The organism is Clostridium transplantifaecale (genome assembly GCF_900626075.1).
Classification (GTDB): domain Bacteria; phylum Bacillota; class Clostridia; order Lachnospirales; family Lachnospiraceae; genus Otoolea; species Otoolea transplantifaecalis.
In genome coordinates, this window is the sequence record NZ_UYZY01000004.1 from 207,751 (window position 1) to 229,890 (window position 22,140).

Here is a 22,140-nt window from a genome sequence, read left to right on the forward strand (position 1 = left end):
TGAAGTGTAATAAAAGGGGAGACAGGATGAAATATCTTGTGATAGACATTGGGGGATCTTTTATAAAATATGCGCTGATGGATGAGGCGTACAATGTGATGATGACCGATCAGCTTCCCACACCGAAGGAGGGGCGGGAGGTTCTGATCGAGGCCATCGGAGGACTTTACGATAAGTTTGCCGGGGAGATAGGCGGCATGGCGCTGGCGGCTCCGGGAATTATAGACAGTGAAAAAGGTTATTTTTATACCGGGGGAGCGCTGCGGTATAATGAAGGTTTTGCCATGAAGGAGGCGCTTTTAAAGCGCTGTCCGACCAGAATCCATATTGAGAATGACGGAAAGTGCGCCGCTATGGCCGAGGCGGAGCTGGGCAGTCTGTCCGATGTGGAAAACGGCGTGGTGCTGGTGCTTGGCACAATGATAGGCGGAGGGATTATCGCAGGCGGAAAACTCTATAAGGGAAGCCACTTTTCGGCGGGAGAGGTATCCTTTGTCTGTACGGCAGGGACGGAGCGGCCCGATGCCGGGAATATCTGGGGCAACCGCTGCGGAGGCGTGTCCCTGGCAAAGCGAGTGGCGGAGAAAAAGAAGATTCCATACAGCGAGATGGATGGAAAAAGAGTTTTTCAACTTGCCGGAGATGGGGACGAGGAGACGCTGCAATGTCTGGATGACTATACAAAAGAGATTGCTGTCCAGATATTTAATCTCCAGAACATCCTGGATCCGGAGCGGTTCGCTATTGGAGGCGGCATCAGCGGCCAGCCTCTGCTGATGAAGTATATTGAAAAGAACCTGGACGAGATATACAGTGGGTTTACCTATATTGTCAGAAGAGCGGAAGTAGTGACCTGCCAGTATCTGAATGCGTCAAATCTGCTGGGCGCTCTTGTCTGTTTTATGAAAGAGGAACAGGAATCAATAGAAAGAAATAGGAAGTAATAGGAAAGCCCCAGCTGCAAAACAGCCTGGGGCTTTCCGTATATTTATGCTATTCTTTTCGTTCCGCCATATAGTGCTCAACTTCGCCGGCAGTCAGTTTCCGGATCCTGGTGTGTGGGTATTCCCGATACGGTTCCGCCGTATAAACAGGTACCATCCGTTTGCACGTCTTGTCTCTGTTCTTTTGAAGGTAAAGACGCAGACTTTCCGCGTCCTCAAAAATCTTATAGGAGGCCCTGCCGGTTCCGCTTTTAAGCTCATAGATACCGCAGGGCTTTTTTGACGTGTAATCTGCGGTGCGAAGGTAAAGCGCTGCGATTTCGGCGGACTTAAACGGGAAATTCCACCTCTGTAAATTCCGGACCGGATCATGTTCAATACAGATGCAGCGGCCGCAGGTCCCACAAATGTACTGCGTATGGTTTTGCAGACAGCCGCGCGGTTTCAAAAGCGGAGTAATCCTGCTGTTTTCGGAATAACATTCCTGACATCGGGGCATAGCATATCTCCATTCTGTATGTATCGTTTTATTTTTTCCTGAAACGTTTTCTAAGCCGGATCCCCAGGATGGTACTGATAAGGAAGATTATGGCAAAAACGGCGATAAGCGGCCAGAAATGGGAGCGGTAACTTCCTTCTCCGGTTTCTCTTGTCCGGTTATCCGGTTCTTCCGCACGGCCGTCGTCTGCAGCGGCCATCGTTTTTCCCACTCCGTCAGTTACTGAGACGGCCTGGCTTTCCGGTGTTCCGGCAGCCTCTGCATCAGAAGTATCAGCCGCCTTTTCCCAGACGGTTTTTTTCACGGTGGTTCCATCCTCCTGGCGTATGTGCGCGACGATCATATCACTGCCGATGGAGTTAAAGTCGTTTATGGATCCGCCGGAATGGATAAAAACTTCCCAGGCGGCCGCCGTGCCGCCCTTGTCTTTTTCAGGCAGAAGCTCCAGTGTTTCCGGATCGGTTCCGCTCACCTCATAGGGGCCCCAGACGGCATCCCAGATATCGCCCTTTTTGTCCAGGGACAGAAGGACGAAGTCGCCTTTTTCCGGCCGGGTTTTGCCATGGTAGGAAATCAGGTAGGAGAAAATCTGTCCGTCATAGCCGGTCAGATCGGCGGTCAATGAGGCCGGAATTTCATCAACCGGCAGCATTCGGTCTATAACACTTTTCTCAGCGCCTTCCGGACCGCAGGTAAAAGCGTGGTTTACCGTCACCCGGCACAGGGTTCCGTCTATCTCTTCAATTGTACCGATGATAAGCGCATTCTGTTCTCCGTGCCACATTCCATATTCGGCGTCGTGGGCCAGGGCGGTGAGCGTAAAGGCAAGGCACAGCAGGAGACTGAGGGGCAGGGCGGCTAATTTTCTTACCGCTTTCCTGCGGGCAAAACTGGTGAAAAATGCCATAAAATCACGTTTCCTTTCTCTGTCAAAAGTCATCAGGTCAGCGGTTTATCCCGGTCAGACGGCATAGCGTATCAAGAAGCTGCGAAAGGGACTCCTCGCTTTCACCGTATTCCGCAATATGTTCAATGCCCAGAAGTTCTTCAGCGCTTTCAGCGGTGAGGCTTTCGCTCTCTTTAACTCCGCCGCCGTCGGACGGATAATCCCAGCGGACTTCCCCGCAGTTCTCAATCAGAGCCAGGAGGCAGCCTGCGGCCTGGTACATGCGCCTGGTATCAGGTTTGTTTTTAAAATGGATCATGTAGGTGTAAGGTTCCTCCGAGGTTTGAAGTTCAGTGGTTCTTTCTTCCTTTATGTTGAAACAGTCGGACAGCAGGCCGAACAGACGGCCGTCCGCTGAGGCGTCACCGATGTACTTATTCTTTGCCTGGTAAAGTTCTTTGCTGTACAGAGGGGGCAGGCTGTAGATCGCAAAGACGGTCCCCAGTGAGGCAGGCTCCCCCTTTTCCACCTTCCCGTTCCATACGATGCGGGCGGTGTCACCCGGTTTCAGAACGGGAACCTCATTGGTGGAGAGGACGGTATCCGAGAGCGCGATGACGGACGCCTTTTTTAGAATTTCTTCCCCCTTAAACGGTTCCACAGTGTATCCGTCCTCCGTGACTTTCGTGACCACGGCATTAAAATACTCATTTCCCTTTCCAGAGCAGGCTGAGAGGGACAGGGACACAAATACAGATAGTATGGACAGAACGGCAGCTTGTTTCAGCTTCATATCATAACTCCCCTTTCACCCGGCAGTTCCGCCGCAGCGGATACCGGTAGACTCATATTGTTATTTTAAACTATTTGAAGCCATGATCCTATTACAGCCATCCTAAGAATTCTTACATTTCTTTTTCTGTTTTACATTAATTTCATGCGGATTTCTAGTTGTAAAATCTTTTTTTCCTGCCGCAGTTTTCTGGTGAAGCTGAAAATCCTCTGCCTGTCTGCCTGCCGGTTCTTTTATCGGTGAATTTTTGTGTTTTGCGGAACCACAAATGTTTTACAGGAGTTTACAAAGGTTTCACTGCACCCGGCAGTTGTATTTTACATAAGATTGATACAATGAAACTCGTAATCAGAAAAATCAAAGGGATGGATAAAAAAATTTGAGATGAAAAAGGAGAGAAAAAGTATGGTTATCAGACGATTGGCAGCGCTTGGAATGGCATGTATGGCAGTTGTATCCATGATAGGATGCGGCACACAGACTTCGGGAGAAGCAGGAACACAGGGGACGGAACCTGTACAGCAGGCAGAGACGGAGTCTGTACAGGAAGCGGCAGGTGAAGCGGCGGCTTCTTACAGAGATACGGTAAAGGAACTTGTCATCTGCTATCTTCCCAATGAGGCAAGTGAGGAATATGCAGAGTACAGAAATATGATAGAAGGCGATATGTCGGAGGCGCTCGGAGTCAAAGTGACGGAGGTTAATGCGGCGGATTACAATGCAGCCGTGGAGGCGATGAGGACAGGCAAAGCCGATATCGTGTATTTCGGGCCGGTTTCTTATGTGCAGGCATCGGAGAGATCCGGAGCGGAAGCGCTTGTAACCCCGGCACCCGGCGGAGACAAATCCCAGGCTGGCTATACGTCTAAGATTATTGTGAAAACCGACAGCGATATCCAGTCATTGGAAGATCTGGAAGGCAGAACATTTGCCTTTGTGGATCCATCCTCGACTTCGGGAAACTATGTTCCGACACTGGAGCTTATGAACACATTTGAGGGAACTTCAAATGAAGATTTCCACACGAACGGGAAATTCTTCTCTTCCGTCATTTTTTCCGGCAAACACCAGAATGGGCTTCAGTCGGTGATTAACGGGGATGTTGACGCGGCTCCGATTGCATCGGATATTCTCTCCAGTGAGCTTGCCAGCGGCCGTGTGTCTGAAGACCAGTTCCGCGTCATCCACGAGTCGCCCCATATTCCGTCCTCACCGATGGGTATCCGGGGAGATCTGCCTGAAGATTTAAAGCAGGCGGTAAAGGAATTTATGCTGAATTATAAAAACCCGGATTATTTTCAATATATGCTCGGCTTTGACCCGGAAAAGAACGCCTCCTTTGTGGAAGCGTACGACAGCGATTACGACTATGTGAGAGACCTGATGGCGAAAGTAATCCCGGAAGAATAATTACGGGCAGTAAAAGGAGAGGGATCATGGAAGCGGTATTACAGGTAGAACGGTTAACTAAGACATATCCGGGCAACTCCGCCCCTTCGCTGAAAAATGCGGGGTTCGCCCTGAAAAAGGGTGAGATTGCAGGAGTTATCGGACCCTCCGGAGCGGGTAAATCAACTCTTTTAAGGTGTATTAACCGCCTGATTGAGGCCAGTGACGGCGCAGTTTTTATTGAGGGCGATGAGATTACCGGAGCATCCCAGAAACAGGTGAAAAACATCCGCCGCAGGGTCGGGATGATCTTCCAGCATTACAATTTGGTGGGACGTCTCACCGTAATGCAGAATGTGATGCACGGACGCCTGGGCTATATGAGTACGGTAGACGGCATCCTGGGACGCTATACGGAGGAAGATAAACGTCACGCCCTGGAGCTCCTCCGGAAAACAGGCCTTGAAACTATGATTTACCACAGGGCGGGCGAGCTTTCAGGAGGCCAGAAACAGAGAGTGGGTATCGTAAGGGCGCTGATGCAGGAACCATCCATCTTACTCTGCGATGAGCCGATAGCTTCCCTTGATCCGGCCAGCGCCCTGGTGGTCATGGAAATGATCCGCTCACTGTGCAGGGAGAGAAATATCGCCTGTCTGGTGAACCTCCATCAGGTGGATGTGGCTAAAAAATTCTGCGATAGGATTATCGGAATGCACGGGGGAGGGATTGTTTACGACGGTCCGTCCTGGGAACTGCAGGATTCGGTCATTGAAAAGATATACGGTAAACCGATCGATCAACTGATGCTGGGAGGTGAAGGCCATGGCGGGAGATAAGATAGATGCCGTACCGCGGGAGAGCAAGAGAACAGCCTGGACATTCTTTGCGGTGACAGTTCTTTTATTCCTGTTTTCAACCTGGTATACAAAGTTTAATCCAATGGAGGTAATTGTGTCCCAGGGAGAATTCTGGAGGTTCATTTTTGTGGACTTCCTGCCGCCGAAGTTCAGCCGGTGGGATCAGCTCCTGGAGGCCATTCTCCAGACATTTTATATGGCGGCCGGGGCAACCGGGGTATCCGCGGTCATTGCATTCTTTTTGTCTCTGCTCGGGACACCCGTCATATGCCCTGTAAAGCCGGTAAACTTTCTGGTCAGGGCGTTTGCTTCGGTGCTGAGAAATATACCCGCCCTTGTGTGGGCTTTTATCCTGGTGGCGGCATTCGGGATAGGGACGGCCGTGGGCGTGCTGGCTCTTATTATCGCAACAACCGGTTTTCTGATCCGCTCATTTATAGAGACAATCGACGAGGCGGCAGGGGAAAATATGGAGGCGCTCCGTTCTACGGGAGCGGGAATCCTGCCGGTTATAACGCAGAGTATCCTGCCTGCCTCCCTCCCGGGCTTTATTGCCTGGTTTCTGTACTGCATAGAGACGAATATCAGGGCATCCACCATCCTCGGCATGGTGGGCGCCGGCGGAATCGGCCTTCTGATGACCGGATACATCAAACAGTATAATTACCATGCGGCATCCGCCGTTATTATAGCGATTGCCCTGATTATTATCGCGGTGAACCTCCTCACGGATTATCTGAGGAAAATCACACTGCGTTAATTCGGCCGGTACGGCATATTAACAGAAACAGAATATTTTATAAAGACAGATAAAGGAGGAGCAGCTATGCAGCCAAATGGTACAGAAATTACAGCAGGCGTACAGATGCCGGTCTGGAGAACCGGAAGACGGCGTCCGGCGCCGGAAAAAATAGCGGTGGCAGACTGGAAACGAGATCTTCCACTATACATATTCCTGGCGGCGGCCGCCATTCTTACAATTGCATCCTTTGCCCTGCTGAATATGGACTGGGTAAAGGTAGCGTCACGTATTCCCAAATTTGCGGATGTGGTATATCAGATGCTGCACTTTTCTACGGAACGTTTTTCCATCACGCTCACGACCCTGATGGAAACAATTACGGTGACGATCCTGGCTACAATCTACGGAATGGCGGCGGGCCTGGCCGCAGGTGCGCTGGGGGCGAGAAATATTACACCGTGGAAACCGCTATCCGTTATTCTTCAGAGCTTTTTTGCACTTCTCCGCTCGGTTCCCACGGTGGTGTGGGTGCTGCTTGTCCTGGCATGTCTGGGATTTGGCCCGGCGGCGGGAATTGTGGGTCTGAGCTTTCATGTGGTGGCTTTTTTCGGAAAAGTATTTGCACAGGCATTTGAGGAGGTTCCCGAGGAAACGATAGAGGCGCTCAGGGCAACCGGTGCAAACCGGATTCAAGTGTTTTTCGGAGCAGTTCTTCCGTCTTCGTTTACAGCCCTGATTGCCTGGACCGCGCTGCGGTTTGAAATCAATTTCTCGGAGGCGTCCATCCTTGGGATGGTGGGAGCGGGAGGAGTCGGGTATACCATCATGGCGGCTATGAACGGTTACAAACTCGGCAGGGCCGGACTGGCCGTGCTGCTGATATTCCTGTTTGCCTATATGGTGGAGGCGCTGAGCACCGCAATAAAACAGAAAATAAAACTCTGACAGGAAGGAACTACTACGGGTTCCGGAAGAAGATGGGATCTGAAAATCAATTAAGAAAGAGTGGATGGAACATGGATAAAAAAGAATTCAGCCGTATTCTTCTGCGGGCATCCAGAAAAGAAGTCATAGGGATGGCAAAGGAAGCGGAAAAGAACCACAGGATTACCCTGCTGAAAGAACCGGCCAGGACGATGGTGATGCTGCGGGTGAAGGAACCCGTAAAACAGAGCGTTTTCTACATTGGAGAGATGCTGGCCTGCCACTGTGTGGTGGAAGTGGACGGTGTCCAGGGAGCGGCGGTTATGGCCGGCGATGACTTTGAAAAGGTGAAAAGCGCCGCCGTCCTGGATGCGGTGCATACGGGAAAAATGAAAGAGGCCGGGGAACTGGAAGGGAAAATGCGGCGTCTCGGCAGAAAACAGCAGAAAAAACGCGAGGCGGAAGCAGCCATATACCGCGGGACAAAAGTGGATTTTCATGTGATGGAGGATGGCGATGGACACGAAGCACAGATTTGATTTTGTACACGATGCGCAGGGTATGTTCCGCCTGCTTTTAGATGCGATGGCTAATCCGGGAAGAGTGGGAGAGGCGGGGGAATATGCTGAGAAATTCGAAACGGCCGGAGATTCCGGAAAAAACGGAATCTGGCTGGCTCTCGCGGCCGTGCTGCTGGACAATGAGGTAACATACTGGAGTAATATTGAAAAAAAAGTAAAAGATGAAATACACTTCCTGACCGGAGCCATGGAATCGGAAATGGAACAGGCCGATTATCTTTTCGTGGACGGGAATGAGGATCCGGAGGCCGTAATGGCAAAAGTCAAGTCAGGAACACATACGGAGCCGGAGAAAAGCGCGCTTCTGGTAATCAGGGAGAAAGAAGTCCCCGACATCAGCCGGACATTCCACGGACCGGGCATCCCGCCAAAAGGGCGCCGCGTCTTTCTGGGCGGGAGAGAACAAAGATGGATAGATGCACGCAATAACGCGGGTTTTGAGTATCCGTGCGGAATTGAACTTATGTTTGTGAGATGGGACGGCAGTTTCCTGATTATCACGAGAAAGGCGGGTGAGCAGTAAAATGGCATATGTCGCAGTTACAGGCGGCCAGAAGGCCGTCAGACGCTCAACGGAGCTTTTAAAACGCTGCCGTACAAAGGGCAGAAAGAGTTTGGAACTCAGAGCTCTGGAAAACAGAATGGAACTGTTGATCCACCGTGTTATGAGCGAGGCGGGTTTTTACGCCCCCTCCTATGCATCCCTGGCCCTGAAACAGTCGGAGGGTTCGGTGGAAGAGGCTGTCTTCCTGCTCAGGGCCTACCGTTCCACACTTTCACGGGATTATTACAGCAAACCCCTGGAGGGGGAACAGATACGCCTGATAAGAAGAATTTCAGCAGCGTTTAAAGACGTTGCCGGCGGTCAGTTTCTGGGGGCTACCTATGACTATACACACCGCCTTCTGGATTTTTCCCTGAGCCATGAAACCCCGGAAGATGAACGACTAATCAAAGAAGAATGGAACCGCTATAAGGAACGGGCGGCAGAAATTACAGCTCCGAGAGTGTCAGGATTCCTCAGACAGGAAGGGATTATTACGGAGAAAATAGACACCTCTGAACCGGTAGACATAACGCAAAATCCGCTGACGTTCCCGGCTCCCCGCTCAGCCATATTGCAGACGTTAACCAGGGCGGATACCGGCTATGTAAGCGGCCTTGCTTATGCGGGAATCAGAGGTTTCGGTTCTTCGCACCCAACCGTAGGGGAGCTTCGCACCGGGGAACTGGAGGTGGTGATAGAGCACCCTGTATATGAGGGTGAGGAAATGGTTGCAGGGGAGATACTTGTGACCGAGGTGGAATCTTTTTTCCCGGAAGAAGTGAGCAGGGAGGACGAAAGCGATCCTCTCAGAAAAATGCAGTCCGGGCAGGGAGACAAGGCGGATCGCAATACAAATTGTCTGAGCCTGGCGGTGGGCTACGGCATGGTATTTGGAAGAAATGATACAAAGGCCATTGCGATGTCAATTCTCGACCGCATGATGGACATGGAGGGTGACACCATCCTTCAGAATCAGGAATTTGTCCTGCTCCACGGGGATTGCCTGGAAATGAACGGATTTATTTCGCATCTGAAACTGCCTCATTATGTCACGTTCCAGTCTAAACTGGACCGCGTGCGCCATACAAAACAGGAGGAACCACATCATGGATCAAAACTATAATTTCGGCTTTCTGGATGAGCATTCCAAACGGGCCATCCGAAAAGCTCTGTTAAAAGCGGTGGCCATACCGGGATACCAGGTGCCGTTTGGTTCCAGAGAGCTTCCGATTGGAAGGGGATGGGGGACGGGAGGCATACAGGTCACACTGTCCATAATCGGAGCGAAAGACCGCCTGAAAGTGATTGACCAGGGAAGTGATGACAGCGTGAACGCCATCTCAATCCGTAATTTTGTGACCACCTGTACCGGCGTAGAGACGACGACGGATTCCGAAGCTGCGACGGTCATTCAGACCAGGCACCGCATTCCGGAGGTTCCGCTGAGGAATGATCAGATACTTGTCCTGCAGGTACCGCTTCCGGAACCGCTGCGTATGGTAGAGCCGCTTGAATCGGTGACAAAGAAGATGCACGGTGAGATGGATTATGCGGCCGTCTGGCTGGCGCTTTATGAAAATATCGTGAGGGTCGGGGAAATTGAGCTGGGAGCCGACTATCCCGTTATGGCGGAAGAGAGGTATATCATGCAGCCGTCTCCGATTCCGCGTTTCGATAACCCGAAGCTGAATATGAGCCCGGCCCTGTATCTGTTCGGCGCAGGGAGGGAGAAGAAAATTTACGCGGTTCCGCCTTATACCAGGATCGAGTCTCTGGGCTTTGAGGATTATCCCTTCAGGACAGAGGATATGTCGGGAAAAACATGCTGCCTCTGCGGAGCTTCGGGCGTGTTTATGGACGAATTTTTTGATTCAGTGACAGGGGAGAAAAAATACCAGTGCTCTGACAGCGGATACTGCCAGAAACGGAGAAAGAGGTTAAAAAAGCATGGAAAATAAGACTGCGCTGCGGCTTAATCATCTTGTGGTAAAACATGGCCCCGGCTGTCCCGTCTGCGAGAAAGACAGTTCCGCCCTGGAGAGGAACCGCTGTCCGCACTGCGGTACAATCTGGGCGGTGCGCGATGTTTCGATCGAAGTTTACAAAGGGGAAATCCTGGGGGTGGTAGGGGAGTCCGGCTCGGGAAAATCCACTCTGATGAAGGCGCTTTATATGGATCAGGAGCCGACATCGGGCAGCTATTATCTGGACTGCTATCATGAGGGGGCGGAGGATATCTATGAGGCCTCCGTACAACAGAAAAAGTATATCAGAAACTACCTGCTGGGTATGGTGTATCAGAATCCCCATCTGGGCCTCAGGATGTTTTTTTCCACCGGAGCGAATGTGGCGGAGAAACTGATAGCGGCAGGCAGCAGGAATGTGGCGGAGATGATGGGAAAAACAGATGCGCTTCTGGAGCATATGGAGGTACCCGTCAACCGGGTAAAAGAGCCGCCGAGGAACTTTTCAGGCGGCATGCAGCAGAGAGTGCAGATTGCAAAAGCGGTGGCAAACCATCCGCCGATTCTGTTTCTGGATGAGGTGACGACCGGCCTTGATCTGTCGGTACAGGCTAAGGTTCTGGATCTGGTCAAACGGATTCAGAGGGAGTTTGACATTACAATGATTGTCGTGAGTCATGACCTGGCCGTGATCAGGATGCTGGCGGACAGGACGATTGTCATGCTGGACGGCCGCATCGTAGAGCGGGGACTGACCGACCAGATTATGGAGGATCCGCAGCACGTTTATACGCAGACACTGGTCAACTCCCTGCTTTAAGTGCATTAGGGAAAGGCGGCCTTTTTAATGACAAGGAGTATAATATGAAAAAATGTTTTTACAACGGAATGCTCGTCCTGCCGGATAAACTGCTGTGCGGCTATGCTATGATTGTACAGGACGGGGTGATACAAAAAATCTGCCCGGAAAAGGAAGCGGAGCAGGAAAAATCGGGTTCGGCAGAGTATATCGACCTCAGGGGACGGTATGTACTGCCCGGTTTTATCGACATCCATTCCGACTATATAGAGGGGATTATCCAGCCCAGGCCGAGCAGCATGATGGACTTTGAGTCCAGCATCTACGAGGCGGAACGCCATCTAATCAGCCACGGGATTACGACAATCTATCATTCACTCTCCCTTGTAAAGGAGAAATACGATTTTGAGCGGCTGTCGGTGAGAAACAGGGAGAATGTAGACCGGCTGGTAAAAATCCTTAAAAATTTCGATCATCAGGCCCATCTGATCCACAACCATTTCCACGCGCGCTATGAGCTTGACAATCCTGAGCTGTTTGAATATCTGGAAGGACTTCTGGAAGAAGGATATGTGCAGGAGCTGTCATTCATGGATCATACGCCGGGGCAGGGCCAGTACAGGGATCTGGAGCAGTATGCATCCTCCGTGCGGGAATGGAAAGGAATCCGTACAGATGAAGAATTTGAGAGCTTTCTGGAAGAGAGCAGGTGCAAACCGATGGTTTCCCATGAAATGCTCAAGAAACTTTCCAGGCTGGCGGCCAGTAAAGGGATTCCCCTTGCTTCTCATGACGATGACAGCACAGGCAAGCTTGATTTTATTGAAAATGAATACCATGTCAATATTTCAGAGTTCCCTATCACAATGGAGGTGGCCAAAAAAGCCCACGATGACGGTTTGTGGGTGGTGGCAGGAGCGCCCAATGTCATGCTGGGAGGCAGCCACGCCGGAAACCTGAATGCCGAGGAGGCTATCCGGGCAGGTAATGTGGACATATTATGCTCTGATTATTATCCGGCGGCCATGCTCCAGGCAGTTTTCAGGCTATGGAAGAACGGTTCGGCAAAACTTCATGACGCGGTGAAAATGGTGAGTTTAAATCCGGCAAAAGCAGTGAAAATCGATGGGGATTACGGTTCTCTCGAGGAGGGAAAACGGGCCGATATCCTGGTTGTCAACGTGATAGAAGGGCATCCGTCTGTGGAGCGGTGCTATGTGGACGGCGAGATGGCGCTCCAGTTCCGTTATGATATGAGAAAAGGGGTGGCATGTTGATAGAAATAAAAAACCTGAAAAAAGAATTTACAATGCACATAAGGGGAGGCACGGTCATCCCCAGTTTCTCCGGAGTTTCCCTCAAAGTAGAGAGGGGACAGCTCCTGGCAATTACAGGCCCCAGCGGAATCGGTAAATCGTCCCTTCTCAAATGCGTTTACCGCACATATCTGCCTACAGAAGGAGAAATTCTCTATGAAAAAGAGGACGGAGGCGTGATCGATCTGGCACAGGCGGACGACAGGGAAATCATCGGGATACGTCATCAGGAAATGGGATATGTATCCCAGTTTTTCCATGTCCTGCCCCGGGTTCCTGCAATTGATATTCTGATGGATCCGCTCATGGAACGCGGTACGGACCGGAAGGAGGCAAGGGAGAGGGCAGAGGAACTGCTTGAGTACGCGGGACTTGGAAAAACCCTGTGGGAGATGTATCCTTCCACCTTCAGCGGGGGAGAGAAGCAGAGGCTGAATATTCTCCATGCTATTATTACAAAGCCCAGGTTTCTGCTCCTGGATGAGCCGACCGCCTCGCTTGACAGGGGATATAAAGGAAAAATTATGGATTTAATTACGGAACTGAAGAGCGAAGGTACGGCTATGCTGGGCGTTTTCCATGACCAGGATGCCCTGCACACTCTGAGCGATATCAGATACGATCTGGTGCAGGGAGAATACTGTGATGTGAAAAACTGATGCATTATCATGAAAGCAATTACGAATTAATCATTAAGGGGGCAAAAGAATGAGGGCAGATCTTCATATGCACAGCCGCTGGTCCGACGGTTCTCTGGAGGTAGCCCAGCTCATCGGGCTTGGAAAAAAATCAGGACTGTCCGTAATGGCAGTTACAGACCATGACACAATGGAAGGGCAGGAGGAAGTGCGTGATGAGGGGCGCAGACAGGGGATGCGGGTGCTGAACGGAGTGGAGATATCTGCTTTCAGCCCCGAGACGGGACGGAAGGTCCATATTCTGGGCTATAACATCAGCGATGAAAAGACCGTCACAGACACGCTGCGCCCTTTCCTTCTGGAACGTCATGAAGCAGCGCTGTGCGCGGCGGAGCAGGTATCACAGGCAGGCTATGCGGTAAATATTGAAGAGATTCTTCCCTATGTGGGGAAGGGGCAATTTCTCTACAAACAGCATATTATGCATGCTCTGGCCGATCGCGGATATACGACGTCCATTTATGGGGAACTCTATAAAAAGCTGTTTGGAAAAAATGGAATTGCAGTCATAAAAAGCAGATATATACCGGTACATGAAGCCGTGAGGCTGGTGGCAGAGTGCGGGGGAAGTCCGGTGCTGGCCCATCCTTACCAGTATGATTCCATGGATTTGGTGCCGTCGCTTCTGCGCTATGGCCTGAAAGGAATCGAGTATTGCCATCCGACCCAGTCGAACGGAAGAAAGATTCGGGTAGAAGAGACGGCGATGGCATTTGGCCTGTTTCTGACGGGGGGAAGCGACGCCCACGGTTTGTATTCCGAGTCGGCTTATCCGCTGGGATTTACGGAATTCAGGATGGAGGAAAATCATCCGCTGCTGCACAGGCGCTGAGCTGTGTGCGGAATAAAAATTTAAAATATAAAAGACTGCATTGGAGCATATGAAGCCCGGCAAAGAACAGATAATCCTGTTTTGGCCGGGCTTTTATTTTGTGGAAAGTGCTCATGACGTCCCTGTCTCCGGTCACAGTCCGGATGCATTACAGTATTCCTCTTTAACCTCCTGGATAAAACGGTTAATCTCCGGGATGGCTTTATCGGCCAGTCTGTTATAAGCCAAATAGATAGGCAGCTTACAATCGCCGATAGAAATGGGACACAGGGACTGGGTGATATCTGAACGCCCATATTTGAGCTGGCTGCGGATTACACTGGTGAGGCCGACGCCTTTTGCAGCCAGGTCAAGGGCCAGGGGAGCAGACGAGGCTTTAATAGTTGATTTCGGCGCATAGGATTTCTGACGTAAAGCGGCCTCCGCATAACTGGCTTTATATTGGATCATGGGTATGTCATTCAGCTCCGAAGGGTTGATTAGGATAGGATGTTCGATATCCGCATGGGTGATGTCGTAATTTTTAAGAGCCGGATGATCTTTTGCGCCGATTAGCAGCACCGGCTCATATAAGAGCAATTCGACCACAATGGAAGCATCGGTGTTGGGCGCCGCGACACAGGCAATATCCAGTTTCTGGGCAGCTAACTGATGATACAGATTATAGCTGTAGTCTGAAATGGGATCGATCCGGATAAAAGGATACTTTTTTGTCATCCGCGGCAAAATGCGCGACAGTATATAATCTCCGCTGATATGCGGGACTCCGACTCTGAGAATCCGTTCTTCCAGTGCGTTTTGTTCCTGCAGCTCGCGATACAGGGCCGTTTCCAGATTAAGGATCTTTTTACCGTAGGTGCAGAAAATTGTGCCGGACTCCGTCAACTGGATAGGTGTTGTACTTCGGTCGAACAGGATGGTACCTAATCGTTTTTCCAAAGTGCTGATGTAGCGGCTTAAGGAAGGCTGAGAGACATAGAGTGTCTCGGCCGCACGGCTGAAACTGCCGCATTGTGCAACGGTCAGAATATACTGAAAATCTTTTTCGTTCATAAAGATTACTCCTTCTCTTATTGTACCGGCCCATTGATATCCGGCCTGACTGTGCTGACTAAACCGTTAGGCTAATATCCGAGTGCCGGCGCACACGGGGAAAATGACGAATAAAACGCTTTGATGTAATAATTTACTGATTCAGTATATCATACCAAAAATGGTATGGGAAGTATGGCGAAAAATATATTGGACAATTCAGTGATTTTTGTATATTTTTAATAAAAAGGGCTGAAAAATCATCTCATTACTGAACGCCCGGTAAAAGAAAGGAAGAGGAAAATGAAAAGAAAAATGTGTCAAATGTTATCGGTTACTCTGTCCCTGGCAATGGTGTTAACTTTATCAGCCTGCGGCGGCAGTACGGCTCCCGCAAGCACAGATGGAGGCGGAACGGCTCCTGTAAGCGATGCCGGGGGAGGAGCTTCCGGTGAGAAGGTCAAGATAAGCATTGCCACCACCAATGTGGATGGCGACCCAATGCAGGACCTGATTTATTACTTCGAGGAACAGGTGGATGAGATTCTTCCGGGCCGCGTGGAGTGGGTTAACTATACCAACAGTTCAATGGGTTCGGAGCGCGAGCTTGGCGAGATGGTTATGAACGGCGGTTTGGATGCCTCTCTGCAAGGGCCTTCCAACATCACGGCATTTGCTCCCATGAACGCAGTCCGCCTTCAGGACGTTCCTTTCCTGTTCAAAGATCAGGATGAGCTGTATGCAGCTACCAACGAGTGGTACAGGGATATGATTAACAAAGAGTGCGAGCCTTATGGCTTTACCACAATGTTCTTTGAATATTTCATGGGCCAGGAAATTGAAAATACGAAACGTCCGGTTACCGCTCCCGAGGATATGGTCGGCTTGAAAATCCGCGTGTACGACTCTCCGGGCCCGTACAACTTCGTGGAGGCCTGCGGCGGTCTGCCCGTGGCAATGGCTTTCAGTGAGGTGTACACCAGTCTGCAGCAGGGCGCTATCGACGGCACCTACACCACGACTTCCAGCTTTGTGGCCGATAAGCTGTGCGAGGTTACCAAGTACCATACGAAGATGAGTATTACAAACCTGGGAATGACCCTGATCTGGAATTCAAAATCTCTTGAAAGCTATCCGCAGGATTTGAAGGACGCCCTGGCGGAGGCTGCCAAGCGTACGGAGGAGTACTGCCAGAATGTTGTAAGCCCGGAGGTTAAGGAAAGCGTTTACGCCGAGATTGAAGCGGAGGGCGTTGAAGTGAACGAGGTTTCCGAAGAAAATTACCAGCGTTTCGTGGAAAAAGTAGAGGCATATTGCTACGATAAAATGCGCGAGGATATCGGAGCTGAGGTCTGGGATCAGTGTATTGAGTGGCTTAAAGAGTACCGCGCCCGATAAATATATCCATTCCGTTTGCTTTTCATAGGAGGGTTGTATGAAAAAAATATACCAAATTTATAATCAGATCGAAAGGACAATCCTGGGACTGATTCTGATCGTGTTGATTTTTATGGGTTTTATTTCTGTGGTCTGCCGCTTTGTTCTCAGGATCCCCCTGGCTTGGGCGGAAGAATTTATGCTCTTCTGTATGGTATGGATCGCCTATCTGGGAGCCAGCGCTGCAGCGAACGAGCGCAAGCATGTCCGGGTCGGCCTCTTTGTCGGATTCATGCCGAAGCCGGTCCAGAAAGTGGTCTCCTTGCTTGCCGATATCCTGTGGGTAATCTGCGCCCTGTTTTTAATCTATTTGGGATATATTGTCACTTCTGGATATATTGCTCATAAGGCTGCTTCTCTGGGCGGAGGGTATCCCTATTGGATTGCATCAATTTCGATTCCTGTCGGCATGATTTTAATGTCAATCCGCGTCATTCTTGCCATGGTGGATACAGTGCGCGGGAAGAGTGATGAGCGCTCTATAGAAGAAATCATTAAGGAGGAGACTGACACATGAATACGGCATTGATTCTCGGACTATTTTTTGTACTTATCATTTTGAAAGTGCCTGTAGCATTTGCATTGGTTCTTTCCTCCATCATCAGCTGTTTTATTCTGCAGTTGGCACCGCTAAGCACAGTTGCCGCGGCCGCCATGAACTCGCTGTTTTCCTATCCGCTGCTGGCAATCGCTTTTTACATTTTTGCCGGTTCGGTCATGACCCGCGGAGGAATCTCCAGAAAGCTGTGCAAATGGATTGATACGATGTTCGGCCGGTTTACCGGAGGCCAGGGTATGGTCACAATCGTAACTTCCGCTTTCTTTGCCGCGCTAAGCGGCTCTGCCTCCGCCACCTGTGCTTCTATCGGTTCCATGATGGTGCCTGAGATGGAAGAGCAGGGGTACCGTAAGCCCCAGGCTCTGGCTATTGCTGCTGCGGGCGGCGTCATCGGCCCCGTAATTCCACCCAGCAACATGTTTGTATTGTACGGCGTTGCCTGCGGTGTGGGTGTGGGCGAGTTGTTTTTAGCCGGTATTGTCCCTGGTATTTTAATGGCCGTGTTCCTTTGTATAGCCGTTTCTATAACTGCAAGAGCGGAAGGACTGAAGGGGAAAGGCAGTAAGTTCAGTACTTCTGCATTCCTGCACACGCTGTATGACGCAAAGTGGGCGATTATGGTTCCCGTAATAATTCTGGGCGGTATCTATTCCGGTGTTTTCACACCGACGGAGGCCGGAGCCGTTGCCTGTGTCTATGCCATAATTGTGGGTCTGCTTATCGAACGGACGTTGAATCTGAAAAGCCTGCTGGACTGTGCTGCAGAAGCCGCCATTACCAGCGCTACCATTTTCATTTTGCTTTCTGCCGCCGGTATTTTCGGCAAGATTATGACACTGGCCCAGGTTCCCCAGCAGCTGTCTGCAGCGATCCTCTCTGTTTCACAGAACAAGTTCGTTGCCCTGATGCTCATAAATCTGCTGTTACTGTTAATTGGCTGTATTATGGACGGCGGCGCCGCTCTGGTCATTCTGGCGCCCCTGCTGCTTCCTGTTGCGGTGGCCATGGATATTAACACGATCCAGTTCGGTATTATTCTGTGCCTGAACCTGAGTATCAGTGCAATTACACCTCCGGTAGGCACCTGTCTCTTTGTGGCATCGGTCATGGGCGAAATGCCTTTGGAAAAAATAGCGAGGGAGATCGTACCCTTCCTGATAGCCGAGGTATTAGTGCTGGTTGTTGTCAACGCGTTCGAACCGGTAACACTTGCCCTGGTAACCCTGCTGAGGTAGGGAAGAGAGAAAGGAAGATAACATGGTTCAGATTTTAATGAGGCCGGAGCTGCATAAGTTTGGAAGCTGTGAAGAATTTGCCGGAGAAATGCATCTGTGCGGTGAGGACCTGGTACTTACCAACCAATATATTTACGAGCCGTATTTTGGGAAACTCGGTCTGGATGTCAAGCTGATTTATCAGGAGAAGTATGGAGCCGGGGAACCCACGGATATTATGACGGAACGGATTATCGCGGATGCCGTTAAAATGGGCGGATATAGGCGCATCATCGCCATTGGCGGAGGGACGGTCATTGATATCGCCAAGGCCATGGCGGTCAGTTCCGGGAGTGGAAACATGGATGAACTCTATAGCGCCATGCCGGAGCTCAAGAAAAACTGCGGGCTGATTATTGTGCCGACAACGTGCGGTACCGGAAGTGAGATGACTAATGTTGCCGTATTCAACAGAACCAGGATAGGGACGAAGATGGGGCTGGTCAGCCAGGCGATGTATGCGGATAAGGCGGTTCTGATTCCTGAACTGTTGAGCGGACTGCCCTTCGGCGTTTTTGCCACCAGTTCCATTGATGCGCTGGTTCACGCGGTGGAGTCCTGTCTTTCACCAAAGGCCACCGTATACACGAAGACATTTGGGTATCAGGCCATTGAGATGATACTCTCCGGGTATCAGAAAATGGCTGTGGACGGTCCGGAGAGCCGGAACGCTCTGTTGGAACAGTTCCTGACTGCCTCGAACTTTGCAGGCATCTCCTTCGGCACTGCGGGCTGCGGGCCGGTACACGCCATGGCATATCCTCTGGGAGGAAAATACCATGTGCCTCACGGGGAGAGTAATTATGCCGTCTTTACAGGAGTGATGAGAAATTATATAGAGCTTAAATCGGACGGGGAGATCGCCGTAATGAACAGCCGGCTTGCCAGGCTGCTTGGCTGCGGCAAAGACAGTGTATACGACCGTCTGGAGGACTTATTAAACCGGATTTTGCCTAAAAAGAAGCTGCGTGAGTATGGCGTCACCGAGACGGATTTGGGTGAATTTTCTAAGAGCGTGATGGAAACCCAGGGCAGGCTGATGGCCGGCAGTTTCGTTCCGTTAGACTATGACCGCGTACTGAAAATCTACACAGAGCTTTACTAAGCCGGGACGGTGGTGGTCGGCTTATTAAAAGCAAATAAATAATTAAAATATGAAATGGAGGAAACAACAATGGATATTACAGATTGCAAGGATTTCAATTACGAAGATTTGGTGAAAGAGAGAGGCACGAAGAAGTTCGGTTATGTTAACATCGCCAAGAAGGTCGATGGTTCGGATGTACGCATTCCGTACATGGTTGTGACCGGCGCTGAGGAGGGGCTGACAATTCTGGTGGAGGCATGCTGCCACGGTGACGAGCAGGAGGGAACCGAGGGTCTGATTAAGCTTTACAAGGAGCTGGATCCCATGAAGCTGAAGGGAACTCTGGTCGGTATTCCGGCCCTCAACCTGGAATCATTCAATGCCGGTGACCGCAGCGCCCCGCAGGATTGGTCCCATCAGGATATGAACCGCTGCTTCCCGGGAGATCCGAGCAGTTTTATTACAAAAAAGGTTGCTCACTACTATTGGGAGAATTTTGTCAAGAATGCAGATCTCTCCATCTCGTTCCACGGAGGCGGCAATCACCTTTGGATCGAGCCTCTGTCCCTGTACCCATGCGGTTCCGACCCGAAGCTGAATGACATGGTCAGGAGGATGGCTTATGCTACAGGAACGAAGCTGATTTGGATCGAAACCATGGAAAGCACCAAAGGCTGCGGATTCCAGGAATCGAATGCCTATGCGGACGGCGTGGCCAGCATCACCGTAGAACTGGGCGGCCAGTGCATCCGTCATGAGCACAGGGATGAAATGGTTGCGATGGCGGCCGACACCATCAGAAACGTAATGATGGAGTTTGACATGCTGGAGGGAAACGTTCCCTATATCGACGAACACATTGAGATTGAGACGCTCTATCTGCATACCCTGGACGGCGGTTTCCACAAGGTAAAAGTAAAACCCATGGAGTTCGTCAAGGAGGGCACCGTGCTGTCCGAAATCGAGGATCTGTTTGGCAATAAGGTGAGTGAGATGATAGCTCCCTTTGACTGTTACATCTGTTCCTATTGGTGCTACCCTGTAATCCAGCCGGGCAACTGGGGGTTTATCCTGGGCAAGCCGCTGCATCCTGAAACTATCCGATAGTAACTCTTCAACAAGAATACGGCCGATACTGCAGCGCTTTCCGCCCGACACCGCTTTTTCAACGGCTTCGGGCGGAAAGCTGTTTGTCCGGCAATGAAAAGTCTGCAAAACCTCAGTGTCCGGCGGATAGCTTCTGCTGTCACATAAAGTCTGAAACCCACCCCGGAAAAACAAATTTTGTCAAAATCGGGAAAAATAAATTGTCAAATATTTCAGAAGAATTGACAAGCCTGTTTTTTTATATTATACTTAACCTGTGATTAATCACTTACATAAGACAGCTTACAAAAGATAACTTACATAAGAAAAAAGCAAAAGATACGAAAGAACAGAATCACAAAGTACATAAGAACTACTCAGGTACAGAAGACAGAAAGCTACACCAAGCGTTCACAAAAGACAAAAAATACAAAAGACATCCGTTACAAATGAGCAGTTTAAGTACAAAAGAAGCGACTACAAAAGACAATATTTACAAAAGCACAAAAGACAAAATTTTTAAAATACGAGAGATAAAGCACAAACCAAATACGGATGAAGAGCTGCTTCATTTTGTATGATATAGCAATCACTATATTGGAGCAAATGAAACCCAGCAAAGAACAGGTAATCCTGTTTTTTGCTGGGTTTTTTTCGTCCTGCGGAGAAGTTGATAAGAACTTTCACAAGGAATTAATTTATATACGTATACTGATCGAGGCTTTTAAACACATCCTTTGTTATTTCGATAAAGTCTGCGGCATAGTCCGGTAAATTCCGTCCCTCCAGCGTTATAAGCTTGAAATGATGTGCAGAATTCTGAAAATGCTCGGAAAGCGGAAAGGCAATGAGCTGTGGGTTCGATTTCAGAATCTCAGTTAAACGCAGACGCCCGCAGACAAACGCCCCTATATCCAGTGAAGCCAGAGACACACTGATGTCCAGGGACTGGGTTTCTATGACAATCTTTGGATTAATACGCATCTGTACCATATATTCATTAATGACATATCCCAGGTGAGAGCTGGTCGAAAGTTTCATAAAGGGAAGCTTATAAAAGGCTTTCAAATTAGTTCCTTTACGTTCACTTTCAATTAAATTTGTATAGTCTCTACCGTAATATTTTTGGAGCAGAGTGGAAGAGGCAACCAGATAGAGATGATCATCGAAAAGAAATTCTGTGGTAAGGTGACGGTCATTACCATTATAAATACCGATACAAATGTCAATTTTTCCGTCTAAAGTATCTTTAATACGCTCAACCATAGAACTTTTAGAAAAATAGAGGGAGATATTTTCCCACTTGTTCATAAAACGGGGAACAATCATCGGTAAAGTAACCTGTGCGGGATTGGAGGAAATACCAATACGAAGCTTACCGGTACACTTTTTGGATACAGCCGCCATCTGATCCATAAGAGCATCACAGCTCCCTAAAATTTCTACAGCCTTTTCAAAAAAGAGTTCTCCCGCATCTGTAAGGCGGAATATGGGTTTACGCTCAAATAAGATTACGCCGTAGTAATCTTCCAATTTTTGTATTTGGAAACTTAGAGTCTGCTGCGTTATATGCAGATTATGGGCAGCTTTGGTCATATTTAATTCTTTTGCAACTTCTACGAAATAATATAAGGTTATAAAATTCATTTCTTCCTCAAATCGTTCATGGCGCGATAGGTCAGCGCCTGCTTTTCATATGAAAATAGGAACCAGGTTATTTTAAGTACAGTAAAGTATATCATAGGTTGGTAAATTACGTCAATTAAATTGACTGGATAAATTTGGAAGTAACTATAAAAAAACAAATTAATATGGTGATATAACAAATGAAATCATAAAATTTTGATGAAACTTTTCTGTTGGACGGTTAACTGTCTGGATGTATATAATA

General features: G+C 49.5%; 23 protein-coding genes. 18 read left to right on the plus strand and 5 right to left on the minus strand.

Annotated features, from left to right (window positions below; translation table 11 throughout):
* The first annotated feature begins 26 nt into the window (after window positions 1–26).
* Window positions 27–944 carry an ROK family protein gene (locus tag EJL91_RS15925; protein WP_125142955.1) on the plus strand — a complete coding sequence of 306 codons (918 nt, stop codon included), beginning with the start codon at window positions 27–29 and terminating at the stop codon, window positions 942–944.
* 49 nt (window positions 945–993) lie between these two features.
* On the opposite strand, the gene EJL91_RS15930 is transcribed toward EJL91_RS15925, so the two are convergent.
* From EJL91_RS15930 to EJL91_RS15940, 3 genes are read right to left on the minus strand one after another with little or no spacing between them, the layout of a single operon-like run.
* Window positions 994–1,443, minus strand: a complete 450-nt coding sequence (locus tag EJL91_RS15930; RefSeq protein WP_125142956.1) for a hypothetical protein — start codon at window positions 1,441–1,443, stop codon at window positions 994–996.
* A gap of 28 nt (window positions 1,444–1,471) precedes the next feature.
* Window positions 1,472–2,350, minus strand: a complete 879-nt coding sequence (locus EJL91_RS15935) for a hypothetical protein (protein ID WP_125142957.1) — start codon at window positions 2,348–2,350, stop codon at window positions 1,472–1,474.
* Between the two features lie 37 nt (window positions 2,351–2,387).
* The gene (locus tag EJL91_RS15940; protein ID WP_125142958.1) at window positions 2,388–3,122 is read right to left on the minus strand and encodes a DUF4825 domain-containing protein; all 735 of its coding nucleotides are present in this window, start codon (window positions 3,120–3,122) and stop codon (window positions 2,388–2,390) included.
* A 405-nt stretch (window positions 3,123–3,527) separates the two neighbouring features.
* Between EJL91_RS15940 and EJL91_RS15945 the strand changes: the two genes are divergently transcribed.
* The 12 genes from EJL91_RS15945 to EJL91_RS16000 all read left to right on the plus strand — a co-directional run bounded on the left by EJL91_RS15945 (window position 3,528) and on the right by EJL91_RS16000 (window position 13,774).
* Window positions 3,528–4,532, plus strand: a complete 1,005-nt coding sequence (locus EJL91_RS15945; RefSeq protein ID WP_164516864.1) for a phosphate/phosphite/phosphonate ABC transporter substrate-binding protein — start codon at window positions 3,528–3,530, stop codon at window positions 4,530–4,532.
* A gap of 26 nt (window positions 4,533–4,558) precedes the next feature.
* Entirely contained in the window at window positions 4,559–5,350 is a 792-nt protein-coding gene (gene phnC, locus EJL91_RS15950) for a phosphonate ABC transporter ATP-binding protein (protein ID WP_125142960.1), read from the plus strand.
* Window positions 5,337–6,131, plus strand: coding sequence for a phosphonate ABC transporter, permease protein PhnE (gene phnE / locus EJL91_RS15955; protein WP_125142961.1), 795 nt, complete (start codon window positions 5,337–5,339; stop codon window positions 6,129–6,131). The genes phnC and phnE overlap by 14 nt, the downstream gene beginning before the upstream one ends.
* A gap of 66 nt (window positions 6,132–6,197) precedes the next feature.
* The gene (locus EJL91_RS15960) at window positions 6,198–7,058 is read left to right on the plus strand and encodes a PhnE/PtxC family ABC transporter permease (RefSeq protein WP_125142962.1); all 861 of its coding nucleotides are present in this window, start codon (window positions 6,198–6,200) and stop codon (window positions 7,056–7,058) included.
* 71 nt (window positions 7,059–7,129) lie between these two features.
* Entirely contained in the window at window positions 7,130–7,576 is a 447-nt protein-coding gene (locus tag EJL91_RS15965; protein WP_164516865.1) for a phosphonate C-P lyase system protein PhnG, read from the plus strand.
* Entirely contained in the window at window positions 7,554–8,141 is a 588-nt protein-coding gene (phnH, locus tag EJL91_RS15970) for a phosphonate C-P lyase system protein PhnH (protein WP_164516866.1), read from the plus strand. The genes EJL91_RS15965 and phnH overlap by 23 nt, the downstream gene beginning before the upstream one ends.
* Entirely contained in the window at window positions 8,131–9,288 is a 1,158-nt protein-coding gene (locus tag EJL91_RS15975) for a carbon-phosphorus lyase complex subunit PhnI (protein WP_341467019.1), read from the plus strand. The genes phnH and EJL91_RS15975 overlap by 11 nt, the downstream gene beginning before the upstream one ends.
* Window positions 9,272–10,123 (plus strand): alpha-D-ribose 1-methylphosphonate 5-phosphate C-P-lyase PhnJ, encoded by an 852-nt coding sequence (locus EJL91_RS15980; RefSeq protein WP_125142966.1) that lies wholly within the window; start codon window positions 9,272–9,274, stop codon window positions 10,121–10,123. Before EJL91_RS15975 ends, EJL91_RS15980 begins: the two co-directional genes overlap by 17 nt.
* Window positions 10,113–10,949, plus strand: coding sequence for an ATP-binding cassette domain-containing protein (locus EJL91_RS15985; protein ID WP_125142967.1), 837 nt, complete (start codon window positions 10,113–10,115; stop codon window positions 10,947–10,949). Before EJL91_RS15980 ends, EJL91_RS15985 begins: the two co-directional genes overlap by 11 nt.
* A gap of 44 nt (window positions 10,950–10,993) precedes the next feature.
* Window positions 10,994–12,205 carry an alpha-D-ribose 1-methylphosphonate 5-triphosphate diphosphatase gene (locus EJL91_RS15990; protein WP_125142968.1) on the plus strand — a complete coding sequence of 404 codons (1,212 nt, stop codon included), beginning with the start codon at window positions 10,994–10,996 and terminating at the stop codon, window positions 12,203–12,205.
* On the plus strand, window positions 12,199–12,903 hold the full coding sequence (gene phnL, locus EJL91_RS15995; protein WP_125142969.1) for a phosphonate C-P lyase system protein PhnL: 705 nt from the start codon (window positions 12,199–12,201) through the stop codon (window positions 12,901–12,903). The genes EJL91_RS15990 and phnL overlap by 7 nt, the downstream gene beginning before the upstream one ends.
* 49 nt (window positions 12,904–12,952) lie before the next feature.
* The gene (locus EJL91_RS16000) at window positions 12,953–13,774 is read left to right on the plus strand and encodes a PHP domain-containing protein (protein ID WP_125142970.1); all 822 of its coding nucleotides are present in this window, start codon (window positions 12,953–12,955) and stop codon (window positions 13,772–13,774) included.
* Between the two features lie 132 nt (window positions 13,775–13,906).
* Here the strand turns inward: EJL91_RS16000 and EJL91_RS16005 are convergent, their stop codons facing one another.
* Window positions 13,907–14,827 (minus strand): LysR family transcriptional regulator, encoded by a 921-nt coding sequence (locus EJL91_RS16005; RefSeq protein ID WP_125142971.1) that lies wholly within the window; start codon window positions 14,825–14,827, stop codon window positions 13,907–13,909.
* 282 nt (window positions 14,828–15,109) lie between these two features.
* On the opposite strand from EJL91_RS16005, the gene EJL91_RS16010 reads away from it, so the two are divergent.
* The 5 genes from EJL91_RS16010 to EJL91_RS16030 all read left to right on the plus strand — a co-directional run bounded on the left by EJL91_RS16010 (window position 15,110) and on the right by EJL91_RS16030 (window position 20,270).
* The gene (locus EJL91_RS16010) at window positions 15,110–16,204 is read left to right on the plus strand and encodes a TRAP transporter substrate-binding protein (protein ID WP_125142972.1); all 1,095 of its coding nucleotides are present in this window, start codon (window positions 15,110–15,112) and stop codon (window positions 16,202–16,204) included.
* A 37-nt stretch (window positions 16,205–16,241) separates the two neighbouring features.
* Window positions 16,242–16,760: a TRAP transporter small permease gene (locus EJL91_RS16015; protein WP_125142973.1), complete on the plus strand. Its 519-nt coding sequence runs from the start codon at window positions 16,242–16,244 to the stop codon at window positions 16,758–16,760.
* Window positions 16,757–18,037 carry a TRAP transporter large permease gene (locus tag EJL91_RS16020; RefSeq protein WP_125142974.1) on the plus strand — a complete coding sequence of 427 codons (1,281 nt, stop codon included), beginning with the start codon at window positions 16,757–16,759 and terminating at the stop codon, window positions 18,035–18,037. The genes EJL91_RS16015 and EJL91_RS16020 overlap by 4 nt, the downstream gene beginning before the upstream one ends.
* A 22-nt stretch (window positions 18,038–18,059) precedes the next feature.
* A complete protein-coding gene (locus EJL91_RS16025; RefSeq protein ID WP_125142975.1) occupies window positions 18,060–19,181 on the plus strand; it encodes a 4-hydroxybutyrate dehydrogenase in 1,122 nt (373 codons plus the stop codon).
* A 69-nt stretch (window positions 19,182–19,250) separates the two neighbouring features.
* Complete coding sequence (locus tag EJL91_RS16030; RefSeq protein ID WP_164516867.1) at window positions 19,251–20,270, plus strand: succinylglutamate desuccinylase/aspartoacylase family protein; 1,020 nt, start codon at window positions 19,251–19,253, stop codon at window positions 20,268–20,270.
* A 672-nt stretch (window positions 20,271–20,942) separates the two neighbouring features.
* Here the strand turns inward: EJL91_RS16030 and EJL91_RS16035 are convergent.
* Window positions 20,943–21,896 carry a LysR family transcriptional regulator gene (locus EJL91_RS16035; protein WP_125142977.1) on the minus strand — a complete coding sequence of 318 codons (954 nt, stop codon included), beginning with the start codon at window positions 21,894–21,896 and terminating at the stop codon, window positions 20,943–20,945.
* Window positions 21,897–22,140 lie beyond the last annotated feature (244 nt).